15 protein-coding genes are annotated in these 16,751 nt (G+C 69.1%); 7 read left to right on the top strand and 8 right to left on the bottom strand.

Features of this window, described 5'->3' with window-relative positions; translation table 11 throughout:
- Nucleotides 1-64 precede the first annotated feature (64 nt).
- Nucleotides 65-925, top strand: coding sequence for a class I SAM-dependent methyltransferase (locus ABD355_RS28100; RefSeq protein WP_344403507.1), 861 nt, complete (start codon nucleotides 65-67; stop codon nucleotides 923-925).
- On the opposite strand, the gene ABD355_RS28105 is transcribed toward ABD355_RS28100, so the two are convergent.
- The gene (locus tag ABD355_RS28105; RefSeq protein ID WP_344403508.1) at nucleotides 909-1,151 is read right to left on the bottom strand and encodes a DUF397 domain-containing protein; all 243 of its coding nucleotides are present in this window, start codon (nucleotides 1,149-1,151) and stop codon (nucleotides 909-911) included. The two genes, ABD355_RS28100 and ABD355_RS28105, sit on opposite strands and share 17 nt — an antisense overlap.
- Nucleotides 1,148-1,975 (bottom strand): helix-turn-helix domain-containing protein, encoded by an 828-nt coding sequence (locus ABD355_RS28110; RefSeq protein ID WP_344403509.1) that lies wholly within the window; start codon nucleotides 1,973-1,975, stop codon nucleotides 1,148-1,150. Before ABD355_RS28110 ends, ABD355_RS28105 begins: the two co-directional genes overlap by 4 nt.
- A 113-nt stretch (nucleotides 1,976-2,088) precedes the next feature.
- Between ABD355_RS28110 and ABD355_RS28115 the strand changes: the two genes are divergently transcribed.
- From ABD355_RS28115 to ABD355_RS28125, 3 genes are read left to right on the top strand one after another with little or no spacing between them, the layout of a single operon-like run.
- On the top strand, nucleotides 2,089-2,553 hold the full coding sequence (locus ABD355_RS28115; RefSeq protein ID WP_344403510.1) for an ATP-binding protein: 465 nt from the start codon (nucleotides 2,089-2,091) through the stop codon (nucleotides 2,551-2,553).
- A 16-nt stretch (nucleotides 2,554-2,569) separates the two neighbouring features.
- Nucleotides 2,570-4,504 (top strand): P-loop ATPase, Sll1717 family, encoded by a 1,935-nt coding sequence (locus ABD355_RS28120; protein WP_344403511.1) that lies wholly within the window; start codon nucleotides 2,570-2,572, stop codon nucleotides 4,502-4,504.
- A 56-nt stretch (nucleotides 4,505-4,560) separates the two neighbouring features.
- Entirely contained in the window at nucleotides 4,561-5,877 is a 1,317-nt protein-coding gene (locus ABD355_RS28125; RefSeq protein ID WP_344403513.1) for a serine/threonine-protein kinase, read from the top strand.
- A gap of 7 nt (nucleotides 5,878-5,884) precedes the next feature.
- On the opposite strand, the gene ABD355_RS28130 is transcribed toward ABD355_RS28125, so the two are convergent.
- Together ABD355_RS28130 and ABD355_RS28135 are read right to left on the bottom strand one after the other, a co-directional pair.
- The gene (locus ABD355_RS28130; RefSeq protein WP_344403514.1) at nucleotides 5,885-6,709 is read right to left on the bottom strand and encodes a helix-turn-helix domain-containing protein; all 825 of its coding nucleotides are present in this window, start codon (nucleotides 6,707-6,709) and stop codon (nucleotides 5,885-5,887) included.
- Nucleotides 6,706-7,491 (bottom strand): peptidoglycan-binding protein, encoded by a 786-nt coding sequence (locus ABD355_RS28135; RefSeq protein WP_344403515.1) that lies wholly within the window; start codon nucleotides 7,489-7,491, stop codon nucleotides 6,706-6,708. Before ABD355_RS28135 ends, ABD355_RS28130 begins: the two co-directional genes overlap by 4 nt.
- 300 nt (nucleotides 7,492-7,791) lie before the next feature.
- On the opposite strand from ABD355_RS28135, the gene ABD355_RS28140 reads away from it, so the two are divergent.
- Entirely contained in the window at nucleotides 7,792-8,232 is a 441-nt protein-coding gene (locus ABD355_RS28140; protein WP_344403516.1) for a peptidoglycan-binding domain-containing protein, read from the top strand.
- Between the two features lie 74 nt (nucleotides 8,233-8,306).
- Here the strand turns inward: ABD355_RS28140 and argS are convergent, their stop codons facing one another.
- Complete coding sequence (argS, locus tag ABD355_RS28145) at nucleotides 8,307-10,067, bottom strand: arginine--tRNA ligase (protein WP_344403517.1); 1,761 nt, start codon at nucleotides 10,065-10,067, stop codon at nucleotides 8,307-8,309.
- A 215-nt stretch (nucleotides 10,068-10,282) separates the two neighbouring features.
- Here argS and lysS point away from each other — a divergent pair, with 215 nt between their 5' ends.
- A complete protein-coding gene (lysS, locus tag ABD355_RS28150) occupies nucleotides 10,283-12,028 on the top strand; it encodes a lysine--tRNA ligase (protein ID WP_344403519.1) in 1,746 nt (581 codons plus the stop codon).
- 45 nt (nucleotides 12,029-12,073) lie between these two features.
- Here lysS and ABD355_RS28155 read toward each other — a convergent pair whose 3' ends face one another.
- The 3 genes from ABD355_RS28155 to ABD355_RS28165 all read right to left on the bottom strand — a co-directional run bounded on the left by ABD355_RS28155 (nucleotide 12,074) and on the right by ABD355_RS28165 (nucleotide 15,303).
- Nucleotides 12,074-13,285: a DUF2637 domain-containing protein gene (locus tag ABD355_RS28155; RefSeq protein ID WP_344403520.1), complete on the bottom strand. Its 1,212-nt coding sequence runs from the start codon at nucleotides 13,283-13,285 to the stop codon at nucleotides 12,074-12,076.
- A 167-nt stretch (nucleotides 13,286-13,452) separates the two neighbouring features.
- Nucleotides 13,453-14,340: a DUF3558 family protein gene (locus tag ABD355_RS28160; RefSeq protein WP_425585799.1), complete on the bottom strand. Its 888-nt coding sequence runs from the start codon at nucleotides 14,338-14,340 to the stop codon at nucleotides 13,453-13,455.
- Between the two features lie 135 nt (nucleotides 14,341-14,475).
- Nucleotides 14,476-15,303 carry a DUF3558 domain-containing protein gene (locus tag ABD355_RS28165; RefSeq protein WP_344403522.1) on the bottom strand — a complete coding sequence of 276 codons (828 nt, stop codon included), beginning with the start codon at nucleotides 15,301-15,303 and terminating at the stop codon, nucleotides 14,476-14,478.
- Nucleotides 15,304-15,507: 204 nt separating this feature from the next.
- On the opposite strand from ABD355_RS28165, the gene ABD355_RS28170 reads away from it, so the two are divergent.
- Nucleotides 15,508-16,701, top strand: a complete 1,194-nt coding sequence (locus ABD355_RS28170) for an RtcB family protein (RefSeq protein WP_344403523.1) — start codon at nucleotides 15,508-15,510, stop codon at nucleotides 16,699-16,701.
- Nucleotides 16,702-16,751: the final 50 nt, after the last annotated feature.

Genomic DNA, 16,751 nt, shown 5'->3' on the forward strand with positions numbered 1-16,751 from the left:
TGTCCCGGCACGAGTGGGCGCATGCCCATTGACGAGTGGGCGCGCGCCCACCCATAGTGGGCGCATGCCCACTTTACCGTCTTCAGCGGCCTCCTCGGCGTCTGCCGCCGGGAGTCAGCCCGCAAACCAGTCCGCGAACGAACCCCACCGGCGCCGTGACATCGCCGAGTCCTTCGGCACGGACGCCGAGCGCTACGACCGGGCCCGGCCCCGCTATCCCGACGACCTGATCCAGCGGATCGTCGCGGCCGCCCCCGGATCCGACCTCCTCGACGTCGGCTGCGGCACCGGAATCGCCGCCCGGCAGTTCCAGGCGGCCGGCTGCAAGGTCCTCGGCGTCGAACCCGACGCCCGTATGGCCGCGTTGGCGCGACGGCTCGGTACGGACGCGGAAGTGGCGAAGTTCGAGGACTGGGAGCCGGGGGAGCGTCGCTTCGACGCCGTCGTCGCCGGGACCGCCTGGCACTGGATCGACCTCGCCGCGGGCACGGCCAAGGCGGCGCAGGCGCTGCGGCCGGGCGGTCTGCTGGTCCCCTTCTGGAACGTGGCCGAGACCCCGCCCGACCTCGCGGAAGCGGTCGCCGACGCCGCCGAACGCGTCATGCCCGACGCTCCGTTCGACTTCCGGGCGGCCCTGACGCGGTCCATGGTCGACGGCTACCAGGTCTTCCTGACCAAGGCCGCAGACGCGATCCGGGCGGCGGACGGCGCCTTCGGGGAGCCCGAATTCTGGCGCTACGACTGGGAGTTCACGTACACCCGCGAGGCCTGGCTGGACGTCCTGCCCACGCAGGGCGCCTTCACCCGCCTGCCCGCCGACGCGCTCGCCGAGATCCTGGACGCGGTGGGCGCCGCCATCGACGCGAGGGGTGGGACGGTGACGATGCCCTACGCGACGCTGGCGGTCGTCACCTGCTTGCGGTGAAGGCGGCCCAGGCGGCCGGGGTGAGCTGGAGGGTGGGGCCGGTGTCCGCGGGGTTCTTGGAGTCGCGGATGTGGATGGTGTGGGGGCAGGCGGCGACTTCGACGCACTGGCCGCCTTCGTCGCTGCTGTAGCTCGACTTACGCCAGGCGATGGCGACTTCGAGGCACGCGCCGCCTTCGTCGCTGCTGTACGTCGACTTGAACCACTCAAGTGCTTCGGCGCTCATTGCTCTCCTAGCAGGCGGTCGAGCAGGTCTCTGGAGTCCTGTGTGGTCAGGGCCTGTGTCCGCAGCATCGCATACTTGCGCGCCAGCCTGGACACCTCATCCGCGTCGGAAACCCACTGGCTGCCGCGCTGCGATTCGGTGTACGCGAGGTGCTGGTGGTCCGGTGTTTCGAGGAGGGTGAAGGGGCCTGCCATGCCCGCGTGATACGGACTGCTCAGCGGCAGGAACTGCAGGGACACGCAAGGCAGTTCAGCCATCGCTCGCAGGTGTCGCAGCTGTTCTCGTCGCACCTCTGCCTCGCCGATGCGCATGTGCAGCGCCGGCTCCCACACGATGAAGCTCAGGGTGGGCGGGTTCTTGCGGTGCAAGATCTCCTGGCGCTGCAGACGGGCCGCCGTACCCGTCTCGATCTCGTCCTGGTCGTACGCGGGCACGCGGTTGGACAGTACGGCGCGGACGTACGGCTCGGTCTGGAGGAGGCCGGGGAGGACCGCGTTGTCGTACCAGGACAACGCAATCGCCTCCCGCTCATGCTCCATGTACAGCTCGGCCCACATCGGGAACTGGTCGATCTCCGGCAGATTGGCCACGCCCGCCGACAGCATCCCCTTGGTCTGGAGGATCTCGTCGAGCACCGCAGCCAGGTCCGGCTTCAGCGCCCGTCTGCCCTGCTCGATCGAGGCGATGGTCTCCTCGTCGACCCTGACGAGTTCGGCGAGCGCGCTCTGGGTATGACCCGCGGCGCGGCGTGCGGTGCCGAGTTGCTTGCCCAGCATCTTCATGGACGTGAGGTTCTTCGGCCGCGGCGGCCTCCTGGCGCTCATGCAGGTCTCCCTCCCCCTCGGGACGCGTACGTCACCGCCTGTTAACCCGTACAAAAAATCTGTACGGGTTAACCGAGTGATCAAGGCTAGTGACTCTCCGCAACTCTCGTCCTGTGAACCACACGACTCAACTCCCCTCCTTGCGCGAGCGGTTCTTCCGCCGCGAGCGCCGATCCGTGCAGGCCGCGCGGCAGTTCACAGCCGAGACCCTCACCGGCTGGGGCCTCGCCGGGACGGACCGCGCCGACGACGTACTGCTGTGCGTGAGCGAACTGGTGACGAACGCCCTGCTGCACGGCGTACCGCCCGGCCGCCTGTCGCGGCTGCTCCTGCGGCACGACGGGCGGGTGCTGGGCGTCGAGGTGCACGACAGCGGACCCGGTGTGCCCCGGGTCGTGGAGGGTGGGGATGTCGGGGGTAAGGGCGGGCGCGGGTTGTTGCTGGTGTCCGCGCTGAGCGACAAGTGGGGGGCGCGGGAGCGGGAGTTGGGCAAGGTGGTGTGGTGCGAGTTCGAGTTGCCGTATCGCGCTGAGAGAGTCCCTGTTGTCAGCGGTTCCCGCTACCTTGGGGACCAGTAGGACCCAGGGGGACGAGATGGCTGATCAGCCGCAGCTCGCGCAGTTGCACTTCGGGCGTGAGGACGCCGAACGGGATGTGACCGAGGGGCTTTTGCTACGTGGCGGCTTTCTGCCGAATGCGGCGTACCGAGGCGCGCTCGGCGGGCGCAAGATGCTGATCATCGGGCGTAAGGGGTCCGGGAAGAGCGCCATCTGCATGCAGTTGATGTCCGACAGCGAAGGCGGGCACCGAGGCGGCAAGGTGCTCGTCACGCCCGACGAGGCCGCGGGGGAGGAGATCCGGCGGTTCGAGCTGCAAGGGCTGCCGGGGGACTCGGCCAAGGCGTTGATCTGGCGGTATGTGTTCGCGGTGCACGCTGCCCGGTATCTCGTCGACCATGCCAAGGGAGCGCATGAAGGCGGGCACAAGACCGACTCGGTGAAAGCGCTCGGGCGCTTCCTCAAGCAGAACGGCGAGGCACCCGGCGGGAGCGGCCGGCTGGTGGAGCGGCTGGCGCAGGCTGCCCGGGGGCTCCAGACCTCGCTGTCCCTTGAGGCCTTCGGGATCAAGGCGAGCGTTGATCTCGCCCAGTCGCCGTCCGAAGGTGCCCGCGCGGCAGGGCAGTTGGAGATCGTCGAGCAGGGCGTGGCCGCAGCCTTCGGCGACCTCGGGTGCGACGGCGCCGTACACCCGCCGTTTCTCCTCATGGTCGACCAACTGGAACAGGTGTGGTCGGCCGAACCGGACAGCAACTCCATGGTGATCGGGCTGCTGCTGGCGGCCAAACACGCGGCGAGCCTGTACGGCCGTTCGGTGCGGTTCCTGCTGTTCCTGCGCGCCGACATCTACGATTCGTTGTCCTTCGCGGAGGGCGACAAGTTCCACGGGGACGAGCTGAGGATCTCCTGGACGGAACAGGCCCTGCGGAACCTGGCGTTGGCCCGCGCGCGGGCTTCCGTGGGGGAGGATCTGACCGAGGAACGGCTGTGGAAGGAACTGTTCCCGCAGACCGTGGACGGGGAGGAGATCACCCGTCATCTCTTCGGCCGCTGTCTGCCCCGGCCGCGCGACGCCATCCAGCTCCTCAACCTGTGCCAGGAGAAGGCCTGGCTGGACCATGAGCGGGACCGGATCACCGAGGCGGACGTGGCGCAGGCGGGCCGGCAATTCTCCGAGTGGAAGCTCAAGGACCTCACCTCGGAGTACCTGGTCGCGCACCCCTTCCTGCGCCAGCTGTTCCCGCTCTTCCAGAACACCGGGTACGTCGTCACTCGCGCAGCCCTCACCCGCCGTCTGGAGGCGGCCGTCGACACGCTCCACCATGATTTCCCCGCGTACGCCAACGCACTGAGCCTCCCGGGAGTCATCGACGTGCTCCACGGGGTCGGCTTCCTCGGGGTGCGGCGCGGCAACGACGTGGTGTACGCGGGCGACGACGGGCTGCCGGTCCAGCCGCACGAGACGGAGTTCCAGGTCCACCCCTGCTTCCGGGCCGCGCTGGGTGCGAGGACCGCCTTCGACCTGCGGCGCTACGAGCCACAGGTCGCGGGCGCGCGCATCGCGTCGGGCAGCTTCAGCCCCGGCGCGTCGGGTTCGTCCTCCCTCAACCGTGACGACAGGCTCCTCATGCAGCTCGCGCGCTCCTGCCACTCGATCCTCGCCCAGGTGGGGCGGGCGGTGGCGCTCACACAGGACGTTCGCGACGAGATCACCCTCGAGATCAACCGTGTCTTGGACGAGGTCAACCGCATCCCTCTGGGCACCGCCGCGTCCATGGGCATCGACGTGGACGACCATCTCCTCGCCACGGCGCACTACTTCACCACCCTCGCCGCCCAACTCCGTGCCGGCGGCCTGGAGGAGAGCACCGGCATCGGGGACGTGGCCCGCCGGGTGGAGGAGGAGGTACGCCGGTTGCGCCGGGCGGCGGGTGGGTCGTACGGCAGCTCGGGAGACTCGTCGGGGTACTGAAGGCGCCATACTCGTAGCGGAGTTGCGGGTCGGGGTGCCGACGGGGGAGGGGACCGATGCTGGACGAAGTACTCGCCGGACGGTTCAGGATCACCGCTTTGCTGGGTTCGGGCGGTATGGGGCAGGTCTGGGCGGCCGAGGACGTGCGGATGCGGCGGGATGTCGCGGTCAAGGTCGTGCATCCGCAGTACGGCGCGGGCGAGACCGAGGCGCGAGACAGATTCGAGCGTGAGGTGCAACTGGCCGCCCGCTTGACCCACCAGAACGTCGTGACCGTCCATGACTGGGGAGAGGTTTCGGTCGGCGGCCGTCAGACCCTTTACCTTGTGATGGAGCTGGTCGACGGGACCCCGCTGGACAAGCGGTTCAAGGGGCCGGACTCCGTCCCTTGGCCGCTCGCCGCGGGGTGGGGTGCGCAGATCGCCCAGGCGCTGCACGCCGCACACCGCAAGGGAGTGGTCCATCGGGACATCAAGCCGGCGAACGTACTGCTCACACCCGACGGGACGCTGAAGGTTCTGGACTTCGGCATCGCGAAATTCCTCGGCGACACCGTCGGCGCTCGGAAACTGACCGCGCCGGGGGACCTGCTCGGCACCCCCGCCTACATGTCTCCTGAACAGATCGATGCCAGAGGGGCGATCGACCGTCGCAGCGACCTCTACTCCCTGGGCTGCCTCCTCTACCACGCCGTGACCGGAAGGCCGCCTTTCCACGACCACAACCAGTGGTCCGTCGTCCTCAAGCACAAGCAGGAGACCCCCACGCCACCGAGCAGGAACGCCAAAGGGCTCCCGCCGGCCCTTGAAGGCCTCATCATGAGCCTGCTCGAGAAATGCCCCGAGGACCGTCCTTTCGACGCCGCGGCCGTCCACGAGACCCTGATGACGATCCTCGTGAACCACGAGCTGGCGTCACCCGGCGAGGGCATTCTGGACATCGCCGGGCTCGGCCACGGCGTCTCTGTCGCGGGGCAGTTCATAAGAACGGCACGGGCGCAGGCGGATGACCTCCTCGCGGAGGCCCGGGACGAAGCCGCGCGGATCGTCATGGAGGCCGAGGAGGTCAAGGCCGAGGCGATCCGTATGGCCAAGTTCACGGTCGAAAAGGTCCGGAACGAGTTGGAGCTCCTCGTCCGGCACACCGAGTACATCGACGCCGACATCGACAAGATCACCGGGCCTGTGTCCGACGATGAGTACTACCAGCTCTTCAAGCTGTCGATAGACGGCAGGTACCCCACCCCGGACCGGTTCGGCCAAGACGTCGAAGCGACGTACGGCATCACACTCCTGCCGGATGACGCCCTCCGGATGGTCCTCCGCTTCACCAACCGTCATACGGCGGAACTGGAGGAGGACCACATCGCGTAGGGCGGGGTCACCGCGAGACGGAGCTGAAGCACTCCTCCTGGCCGCCACCCTTGGCGCCCGCCGCCGGACGGAAACAGGTGCGGAGCACCGTCCCCGGTCGGGTCACCGTCATCGGGGTGTAGACGAAGCTGTCCGCGTCGACGGTGTTGTGGACCTCGGCGCCGCGGGTCCGGCCGCCCGCCGTCAGTTCGAGCCGGTCGCCGGTCCGGGTGCCCCACATCCGGGCCCAGCTCGTCCCGCACACCTTGCTGTGGCGCACTTCCAGCCAGGCCCCGGTGGCCGTGTGACGCGTGGCGAGGGTGTCCGGTGTGGCGGCGCAGAACATGGCCATCGGGTTCTTGCCCTCGCAGGACGAAGCCCGGCAGTGCGGCCCGGGACTGGAGGTGGACACGGCGGCCGGCCGGGGTTCGTGGCTGTGGCGGGGCAGCAGGAGCAGCGTGACCGCCACGCCGCCGACGGCCACCGCACACACCGATGCCAGCACCGCCACGGTTGCCGCACCACGGTGACCACCGCCCTTCCCGGCCTCCACGGGATCCGGAGGCGGCACGGGACCCGCGACCGGCGGCGACGCCCGCCCCGCCTGCGTCGCCCGCCCGCTCCACTGCGACTCCGCGATCTCCCACAGCGCCAGACACCGGCCGTCCGGTTCGCCGGCCAGCCGGCACAGCTCCTGCACCGCCGTGCGCGGCGGCAGTGTCCTGCCGTTGAGGTAACGCTCCCAGGACGACTTGCTGAACGCCGTCTTCGCCGCGAGAGCCGCCAGGCTCAGACCCGTTCGGGCTCTCGACTCCCGCAGCGCGGCGGCCAGCCGGGCCAGTTCCGGGGTCATCCCCGCAGGGCCTTCCAGGTGTGCGGGCCGACGACACCGTCCACGTCGAGCCGCGCCTGCCTCTGGAAGGCCTTGACCGCGCCCTGCGTCAGCGGGCCGAACATGCCGTCGATACCGCCCGGCGAGATGCCCGCCCGGCGCAGCAGACACTGCACCTCGGCCACCGCCGGCCCGGAGTCGCCGTATCCCACCGTGGCGTTCCGGGTACGGCTGTTGCCCGCGTACCAGTGGCCGTCGACCTGCTTCACACGGCAGGTGTACGACGGTGCCGACGTCCCCGCGGTCAAGGTGACCGTGGTCGTCGTCTGCCCCGCCGCGCCGCCGCCGTGGTCCATCAGCCGCATGGTCACCAGCACCGCCGACGACACGGCCAGCACCAGGGCCACCGCCCCCGCGACGAGCGCGACGCGCAACGACCGCGCGCCCCCGCCGCCGGGCCCCGCCGACAGGATCTCCGGCTCCGGTACGGCAGTTCCACCGACTGACGTCTCCGGTACGGCGGTTCCGCCGTGCGGGTTCTGCCAGGCCTCGGCGGCGACCTCGTGCAGGGCGAGCAGCCGGGTCGGGTCGTCGCCGCCGATCCGGGCCAGCGCCTCCACGGCCTCCCGCGGCGGCAGCGAACGGCCGCCCAGATACCGCTCCCACGACTTCGGGCTGTATCCCGTACGCGCCGCCAGCTGACGCACGCTCAGCCCGCTGTGGTCCTTCAGCCGACGCAGGTGCACCAGCAACTGCCGTACACGCGGATCGAGTTCTGCGGGCAGCGCTTTCCAACGCGACATGGTGTGGTCCCCCCACGCGTTCATGAACAGCGGCCGTGGTCAGTGGCCCCTGTACCCCGTGCCGCATTCTGCACCAGCATCCCCAGGACCGCACCGGAACCTGCGCCCTGCACCCATACCCAATCGGCCACCGCCCGCCGACAGCCGTCCCTTTGCACCGTCGCCCCACCACATGTCCCCGCAGGTCAACGGGTGGGACGTCCCGCGACGACGTCACTTGCGCGGCAGCCATGGCGGCCCTCGCCGCCCGCCCCGCAGTCTCGTCCCGGCACCACACACCACGACCCGAGAGGGACACGCATGCGATCGAACGCCTTGGCCAGGACCCTGGTCAGCGCCGCCGCCGTCGTCGGACTCGCCGTCGGCGGACTGGCCACCGCCGGCACCAGCTTCGCCGCGCCGGCCTCGGCCACCAGCGCCCACACCGTCACCATCAAGGCGACGAACAACTTCGGGCTGACCTCCGCGGAGGCCAAGAACGTCCAGAACTGGCTGCACACGTACTGGGGCTACAACGACGGCATCGACGGGCAGCTCGGCACCAACAGCTGGAAGGCGTTCCAGCGCTGCCTGCACACCTACTGGGGCTACAACGACACGATCGACGGAGACCCGGGCCCCAACACCATCAAGGCACTGCAGCGCCTGCTGAAGGACTCCTGGGGCTACACCGGCGCCATCGACGGCGACGCCGGATCGGGCACCAGGGCCGCGTTCAAGCGGTTCGCCGACGGCAGCTGACGCCCCGTCCGAACGACCGCGGCCCGCCCTCCCGGCGGAGAGGGCGGGCCGCGGCACGTCGGCCGGTACGGGCCTCAGAGCCGCTCGGGCGTCCGGATCCCCAGCAGCGCCATGCCCTGGTGCAGGGTCCGGGCCGTCAGGTCGCACAGGAACAGACGGTTCTCCACCTGCTCCGGCGTCTCGGCCTTCAGCACCGGGCACTTGTCGTAGAACGACGTGTACAGCGAGGCCAGCTGGTACAGGTACGCGGCCAGCTTGTGCGGCGCGTACTCCGCGGCCGCCTCGAAGACCGTGTCCCCGAACGCGTCCAGGTGCAGGCCGAGGGCCCGCTCCGCCGGGGCGAGTGCCAGCTCCGGGTGCGCGGCCGGCTTCGTCTCCCCGGCCTTGCGCAGGATCGACTGGATACGGGCGTAGGCGTACTGCAGGTACACCGACGTGTCGCCGTTCAGCGACACCATCTGGTCCAGGTCGAACTTGTAGTCCCGGTTGGGGGAGGTGGACAGGTCGGCGTACTTCACCGCGCCGATGCCCACCTGCGCGGCCCGCTCCTGGATCTCGTCCTCGGTGAGGTCCTGCGCCTTCTCCCGGACCACCTCGGCGGCCCGCTGCACCGCCTCGTCCAGCAGGTCCTCCAGCCGTACCGTCTCGCCCTCACGCGTCTTGAACGGCTTGCCGTCCGCGCCCAGCACCGTGCCGTAGCCCATGTTGTGCGCGGTGACGCCGTCGTTCAGCCAGCCGGCCCGCCTGGCCGTCTCGAAGACCATCTTGAAGTGCAGCGACTGCCGTACGTCCACGACGTACAGCAGCGTCGTCGCGTGCAGGTCCTGGACTCGGTTGCGGATGGCGGTCAGGTCGGAGGCCGCGTAGCCGAAGCCGCCGTCGGCCTTCTGCACGATCAGCGGGACCGGCTTGTCGTCCTTGCCCCGGATCTCGTCGAAGAACACGACGAGCGCGCCCTCGGAACGGACCGCGACGCCCATCTCCTCCAGGAGGCGGGCGGTCTCGGGCATGCCCTCGTTGTACGCGGACTCGCCGACGATCTCTTCGTCACGGATCACCATGTCCAGCTTCTCGAAGACCGAGTAGAAGTAGACCTTCGACTCGTCCACGAACTGCTGCCAGAGCTCGAGGGTCTCCTTGTCGCCCGACTGGAGGGCGACCACCCTCTTGCGCGCGCGCTCCTTGAACTCCTCGTCCGCGTCGAAGACCGCGCGCGAGGCCTTGTACACCCGGTTCAGGTTCGACATGGCCTGCTCACCGTCGACGTCCTCGGCCGGGGCCAGCTCGCCGGGGTGCTCGAACAGGTACTGGATGAGCATGCCGAACTGGGTGCCCCAGTCGCCGATGTGGTGCCGGCCGATCGTCCGCTCGCCGGTGAAGTCGAGCATGCCGCGCAGCGCGTCACCGATGACCGCCGAGCGCAGATGGCCGACGTGCATCTCCTTGGCCACGTTCGGCTGGGCGTAGTCGACGACGGTGACGCCAGGGTTCTCCTTCAGCGGCACACCGAGCCGGTCGCCGTCGGCGGCGCGCGCCGCGAGCGTCTCCGTGATCGCCCGGTCCGAGATCGTGATGTTGAGGAAGCCGGGCCCGGAGACCTCGACGTCCTTGATCGGCCCCTCACCGGTGACGATGTGGGAGACGACCTGCGTGGCCAGCTCCCGCGGGTTCGCCTTCGCCTTCTTCGCCAGGGCCAGGATCCCGTTGGCCTGGAAGTCGGCCCGGTCGCTACGTCGCAGCAGCGGGTCGACTCCGTCGGCTTCCGGGCGGGCGGAGGCGATGGCGTCGGCGAGTTGCTGGTTGACGGAGCTGTTGAGGGACTTGACCGGGGCCATGGGGTGGGAGCCGTTCTCCTCGTGGATTGATAGACGTGGTCAGTATCCCATGGGGGGTGAAGCGGTTTTTCTGGCTGCGGGCCGGTGGGGGCTTGTCGCGCCCCGCGGCGGAGCCGCTGTCGGGCACGGTCCCGCGCCCATGAAAGGCGGCCGCGCCGCCTAAGCTAGGGGGCGCGGCCGTTTGACCGTACTGGCTGCCCCGGAGAAAGAAGGACGTGCCGATCGTGGCTCAGAGCACCGAGACCGCCGACTGGGTCTCCCGTTTCGCGGATGACGTCATCGAGGAGTCGGAGCGCCGCGCCCCCGGCAAACCCGTGGTCGTCGCGTCCGGTCTGTCGCCCTCCGGCCCGATCCACCTGGGCAACCTGCGCGAGGTCATGACCCCGCACCTCGTCGCCGACGAGATCCGGCGCCGCGGGCACCAGGTCCGCCACCTCATCTCCTGGGACGACTACGACCGCTACCGCAAGGTGCCGGCCGGTGTCGCCGGAGTCGACGAGACCTGGGCCGAGCACATCGGCAAGCCGCTGACGTCCGTGCCCGCCCCCAAGGGGTCCGCGCACCCCAACTGGGCCGAGCACTTCAAGGCCGCCATGATCGCCTCGCTCGCCGAGCTGGGCGTCGAGTTCGACGGGATCAGCCAGACCGCGCAGTACACCTCCGGTGTGTACCGCGAGCAGATCCTGCACGCCGTCGCCCACCGCGCCGAGATCGACGCGATCCTCGACCAGTACCGCACCAAGAAGGCCCCGGCCAAGCCCAAGCAGCAGCAGAAGCCCGTCGACGAGGCCGAACTGGAGGCCGAGGAGGGCTCCGGTGCCGCCAGCGAGGACGACGGCTCGTCCGGCTCCGCCGGCTACTTCCCGTACAAGCCCTACTGCGGCAACTGCGAGAAGGACCTGACGACGGTCACCTCGTACGACGACGAGACGACCGAGCTGACCTACGCCTGCACCGCCTGCGGCTTCTCCGAGACCGTCCGGCTGAACGAGTTCAACCGCGGCAAGCTCGTCTGGAAGGTCGACTGGCCCATGCGCTGGGCCTACGAGGGAGTGATCTTCGAGCCGAGCGGCGTCGACCACTCCTCCCCGGGATCGAGCTTCCAGGTCGGCGGACAGATCGTCGGGATCTTCGGCGGCAAGCAGCCCATCGGGCCGATGTACGCCTTCGTGGGCATCAGCGGCATGGCCAAGATGTCCTCCTCGCGCGGCGGCGTCCCCACCCCCGGCGACGCCCTGAAGATCATGGAGCCGCAGCTCCTGCGCTGGCTGTACGCCCGGCGCAAGCCCAACCAATCCTTCAAGATCGCCTTCGACCAGGAGATCCAGCGCCTCTACGACGAGTGGGACAAGCTCGACGCGAAGGTCGCCGACGGGTCGGCCCTCCCGGCGGACGTCGCGGCCCACTCGCGCGCCGTGCGCACCGCCGGCGGCGAACTGCCGAAGACCCCGCGCCCGCTGCCGTACCGCACCCTGGCCTCCGTCGCCGACATCACCGCAGGCCACGAGGACCAGGCCCTGCGGATCCTGAGCGAACTTGACCCCGCCAACCCGCTCGGCTCCCTCGACGAGGCCCGCCCGCGCTACGACAAGGCCGAGGCCTGGATCAACACGCACGTACCCGCCGACCAGCGGACCATCGTGCGCGACGAACCCGACGCCGAACTGCTCAAGTCGCTCGACGAGGCCTCCCAGCAGTCCCTCAGGCTGCTGACCGACGGCCTCGCCGACCACTGGTCGCTCGACGGGCTCACCCACCTCGTCTACGGCGTGCCGAAGGTGCAGGCCGGGTTCTCCGCGGACGCCACGCCCAAGGAGCTCCCGCCGGAGATCAAGACCGCCCAGCGGACCTTCTTCGCCCTGCTGTACCACCTGCTGGTCGGCCGCGACACGGGTCCGCGACTGCCCACGCTGCTGCTGGCGGTCGGACAGGAGCGGGTGCGGGCCCTGCTCGGGGAGTGACGCATTGAGCAAAGCGCCCGGTGCCGTGGGGCACCGGGCGCTTTCTCATGCGATGTGGTCTTCTTCCAGCTCCGCCGAGTGGCGCTTCTGGAAGCGTTCCGCCAGCGACTTCAGCTCGCCGGGACTCATCGTCGTGCCGTACGTCGCCTGGATGTTGTCGCCGAGGACGCGGGGCGTGGGGTAGCTGCCGTCTATCGACTGACGGAACACCTGGTAGAACGCCTCCTCGTCCGGCTCCGGAGGGCCGCCGCCTTCGCCCAGTTCGCGGGTGCGGTTACCGGCGACCGGGATGGGGAAGCTGCCGGTCTCCTCCGCAGAGGGCTCCTCGTACGACTGCTGCTCCGCGTACTGCTCCGCCTGCTGCTGCTCCGCGAACCACTGGGCGTACTGCTCCGGGTCGTACGTCGGGTCGTAGTCGCCGTGGTACTCGACCTGCTGGGGCACGTTGAACCACGGGCTCTGCTCGGGCTCGGGCTCGGGTTCGGGCACATAGGGTGCGGCGGGCGCCGCCTCGACCGCACGGTTGGCCACGGGAACCGGCTGCGGCGCCGGCGGCAGCAGTGCCGGCTCGATACCCGCCGCCGCCAGGCCCTCCGGAGCCGTCTGCGCCAGCGGAACCCCGTACCGCGCCAGCCTGAGCGGCATCAGGGACTCCACCGGAGCCTTCCGCCGCCACGCCCGGCCGAAGCGCGAACGCAACCGGGCCTGATAGACCAGCCGCTCCTGCTCCAGCTTGATCACCTGCTCGTAGGAGCGCAGCTCCCACAGCTTCATCCGGCGCCACAGCAGAAACGTCGGAATCGGCGAGAGCATCCACCGTGTCAGACGGACACCCTCCATGTGCTTGTCCGCCGTGATGTCCGCGATACGGCCGATGGCATGGCGGGCGGCCTCGACCGCCACCACGAACAGCACCGGGATCACGGCGTGCATCCCCACACCGAGCGGGTCCGGCCAGGCCGCCGCACCGTTGAACGCGATCGTCGCCGCCGTCAGCAGCCACGCCGTCTGACGCAGCAGCGGGAAGGGTATGCGGATCCACGTCAGGAGAAGATCCAGGGCCAGCAGGACGCAGATACCCGCGTCGATGCCGATCGGGAAGACATACGAGAAGTTCCCGAAACCCTTCTTGATGGCCAACTCACGGACCGCCGCATACGAACCGGCGAAGCCGATGCCGGCGATGATCACGGCGCCGGAAACGACCACGCCGATGAGAACGCGGTGCATCCGAGTCAGCTGCAGTGGCGCGGCCACCCGTACTCCCCTCCCATTGCGTGCTGTTGCGCGCAACAGAGTGGCACATGTGTACGCCGAACGAGATAACGGAACGGGTGGAGCCCGATCCCCGCAGGGGACCGGGCTCCCTCAAAAAACGGTGCTGAGCTGCGAGTTGGCGTCCAGACGCGGCCCAGATGTGACAGTCAGCTCTTCTTCGACGCTGAGGAGGACGGAGAGGCCGAAGCGGACTTCGAAGGAGACGGGGAGGCCGACTTCGACGCCGACCCGGACGGCGAGGGCTTCGCCGTGCCCGCACCACCGCTCCCGGTGCCGCCGCCGTTCGCCGCCGCCACCGAGGCCACCGCCTCCTTGGCCGCCGCCTCCGCCAGCTTCACCAGCGCATCCGCGTCCGGGGCCTTGTCACCGGCCAGGCCCGCGCCGTTGTAGTCCAGCGTGATCACGACGTTCTCGACGCGCGTCACCACCGTCTGCTGCTTGAAGGCGCCTTCCTTCTTCTTCAGGTCGTAGCGCACCAGCGTCGCCTCGGCGCCCGTCCCGGCAACCGGCTCCGACTTCAGGTTCTGCGCACCCTGAGCGCCCTGGGCGTCCTTCACCTGCTTCTCGAAGTACGCATGCGCCAACTGGTCGCCCTCGCCGCGCGTCGCATCCGACTCGAAGCGCAGCAGCGACACATTGAGCCAGCGGAACTGCGAGCCCTTCACGCCGTTGTTGTCCAGACTGCTCCACGAGCAGCTCGCCCGCGTAGCCGTATCGCCGGACTTGCCCGCCTTGCCGGACTTGACGCCCTTCGGCACGAGCGAGCCCAGCGTCTTGTCCGACAGCACCCCACACGAATCCGGCAACTTCTTGTACGCCGCCGCCTGCACCGTCGGCGCCGTACTCGCCGTCGCCGCCGCCGTGTCACCGGCGCTCGCGCCCTTGCTCCCCCCGCCACCGGAGCCGGAGTCCGAGGAGCAGCCCGCGGCGAACACCATCACGGGGACTGCGACCGCGCCCGCAAGCAGACGGCCTGACCGCCTCGCTCGCTTGTCTCGCCGGTTGCGCTGGTCTCGCTCTGCTGGTCGCTGCATGGTTCCTTCACTCATGACGCTGTGGTTCCTGAGGTCGGCGGATCGGGTCCGAGGAGCCACCGTACGCGGTGAGGAAACTGTGTGCTTCCGCTTCTTCAGCTTTACGAAGGGGCGCCCGAGGCACCCGAACGCCCCCTAACCACCCAGCGTGTCCGCCAGCTGCGCAGCCAGATTCCGGGCCCTGTCCTGCATTTCCTTGCTGTCGGGCACGGCACCGACAGCAACCGGCTGCTCCTCGTACTCGATGGTCACAATGACGTTGGACGTGCGGAACACCACAGTCACCGTGCGCTGCCGGGCCGTCGAACCCGAGCCGCTCAGAGCGTCGTCCAGGAACGCCTCGTCACCGAGATCGTCGAGAGTGCGGGGCTGAAGACTCGACGGCGTGGCGGACGAAGAGGCGGACCCGGAGCCGGAGTCGGAAGGGGAGGCCGAGGAACTGGCATCGGCACTGGGGCTGGAACTGGCGCTGGGCGTGGAGGCGGAGCTGGAACCACTGTCCGAACTCGCCGGCTCGGGCAGGTCGGCCGCCGTCTCCTTCCCCGCGAACAACTCCTGCGCCTGGGTGTCGTCGCTCACCGAGTTGTCATAGGAGACCACCCGCTCGAAATCGACCAGCAGCCGGTCGGTCGCGGTCGTCGAGTCCACCTTCCAGCGGCAACCCGCCTTGCGGTCGTTGTCGTACGCGAGCGTGGCCTCACCCTCGTACGCCTTCTCCTGCTGGTCCGCGTCCGTGATCTGCTTGATACCCGGCAGCAGCGAGTCCAGCGTGTCATGGCTCACCGCGGTGCACGGCCCCGGCAGCGTGCGGTACTTGCCCGGCTGCGCCACGGCACTCGCCGTACCGACGCCACCGGGATTCGCGTCATCCGTCGCGCCGCCACCGCCTGACCCGCCTGTGCAGCCTGCCAGCAGCACCACGAGGAGCGCGGCGACGCCGGATACGTACGCCTTCCGCTGCACGGTCGGGCTCCTCTCGACGGTGGCTCAGTGCCGTTGCTCCAGTGTCCCCGCTGGTTAATCGCTTGCCGCGCGGGGGCGTCCCCTGGAGACAATGTCTATCGCACGCACTGCCGTGGACGCCGGTCCGCTGTCCTATTTCGCTGACCTTGGCGCCGGTTTTGCGATCTAAGACTTCTGTCATGTTTTCGGGGGAATGAGGACGATATGTCGTACGTAGAGATGCCGGGCGCGAAGGTCCCGATCCGCATGTGGACCGACCCGACGACGGTCGAGGACGTGGCCCTGCAGCAGCTCCGCAATGTCGCGACACTGCCGTGGATCAAGGGCCTCGCGGTCATGCCGGACGTGCACTACGGGAAGGGCGCGACGGTCGGGTCCGTCATCGCGATGCAGGGGGCTGTTTGTCCTGCGGCGGTGGGGGTGGACATCGGGTGTGGGATGTCGGCGGTGAAGACGTCGCTGACCGCCAATGATCTGCCGGGGGATCTGTCGCGGCTCCGGTCGAAGATCGAGCAGGCCATTCCGGTGGGGCGGGGGATGCATGACGATCCGGTCGATCCGGGGCGGCTGCACGGGCTCGCCACTGCGGGCTGGGACGACTTCTGGGGGCGGTTCGACGGGATCGCCGAAGCGGTCAAATTCCGTCACGAGCGGGCTGGAAAGCAGATGGGAACGCTCGGGAGTGGAAACCACTTCGTCGAAGTGTGCACGGATACGACCGGTTCTGTCTGGTTGATGCTGCACTCGGGATCGCGGAACATCGGCAAGGAACTCGCCGAGTTCCACATCGGTGTTGCCCAGAAGCTCCCGCACAACCAGGGCCTGGTCGACCGTGACCTCGCCGTCTTCGTGGCGGACACCCCGCAGATGGCGGCGTACCGCAACGACCTGTTCTGGGCGCAGGAGTACGCGAAGTACAACCGCACCCTGATGATGGCACTCCTCAAGGACGTGATCCGCAAGGAGTTCCGGAAGGCGAAGCCGACCTTCGAGCCGGAGATCAGTGCTCACCACAACTACGTTGCCGAAGAGCGCTACGAGGGCATGGACCTGCTCGTCACCCGAAAGGGCGCGATCCGTGCGGGTTCCGGCGAGTACGGGATCATCCCCGGTTCCATGGGCACGGGTTCGTACATCGTGAAGGGCCTCGGCAACGAGAAGGCCTTCAACTCGGCCTCGCACGGCGCGGGCCGGCGCATGAGCCGCAACGCGGCCAAGCGGCGGTTCTCGACGAAGGACCTGGAGGAGCAGACGCGGGGCGTGGAGTGCCGTAAGGACTCCGGTGTCGTGGACGAGATCCCGGGTGCCTACAAGCCGATCGAGCAGGTCATCGACCAGCAGCGGGACCTGGTGGAGGTCGTGGCGAAGTTGAAGCAGGTCGTCTGCGTCAAGGGCTGACGCGGCCGACTGCCGTGCGAGCCATGGGGGCCCGAGCCATCCGGCTCGGG

This window comes from Streptomyces longisporus (assembly GCF_039532765.1).
In the GTDB taxonomy this organism is placed as follows: Bacteria; Actinomycetota; Actinomycetes; order Streptomycetales; family Streptomycetaceae; genus Streptomyces; species Streptomyces longisporus.

Coding starts and splice junctions, on each gene's coding strand:
- ABD355_RS28100 (WP_344403507.1), top strand. CDS start 65: ATGCCCACTTTACCGTCTTCAGCGGCCTCCTCGGCGTCTGCCGCCGGG.
- ABD355_RS28105 (WP_344403508.1), bottom strand. CDS start 1,151: ATGAGCGCCGAAGCACTTGAGTGGTTCAAGTCGACGTACAGCAGCGAC.
- ABD355_RS28110 (WP_344403509.1), bottom strand. CDS start 1,975: ATGAGCGCCAGGAGGCCGCCGCGGCCGAAGAACCTCACGTCCATGAAG.
- ABD355_RS28120 (WP_344403511.1), top strand. CDS start 2,570: ATGGCTGATCAGCCGCAGCTCGCGCAGTTGCACTTCGGGCGTGAGGAC.
- ABD355_RS28125 (WP_344403513.1), top strand. CDS start 4,561: ATGCTGGACGAAGTACTCGCCGGACGGTTCAGGATCACCGCTTTGCTG.
- ABD355_RS28130 (WP_344403514.1), bottom strand. CDS start 6,709: ATGACCCCGGAACTGGCCCGGCTGGCCGCCGCGCTGCGGGAGTCGAGA.
- ABD355_RS28135 (WP_344403515.1), bottom strand. CDS start 7,491: ATGTCGCGTTGGAAAGCGCTGCCCGCAGAACTCGATCCGCGTGTACGG.
- ABD355_RS28140 (WP_344403516.1), top strand. CDS start 7,792: ATGCGATCGAACGCCTTGGCCAGGACCCTGGTCAGCGCCGCCGCCGTC.
- argS (WP_344403517.1), bottom strand. CDS start 10,067: ATGGCCCCGGTCAAGTCCCTCAACAGCTCCGTCAACCAGCAACTCGCC.
- ABD355_RS28160 (WP_425585799.1), bottom strand. CDS start 14,340: ATGCAGCGACCAGCAGAGCGAGACCAGCGCAACCGGCGAGACAAGCGA.
- ABD355_RS28170 (WP_344403523.1), top strand. CDS start 15,508: ATGTCGTACGTAGAGATGCCGGGCGCGAAGGTCCCGATCCGCATGTGG.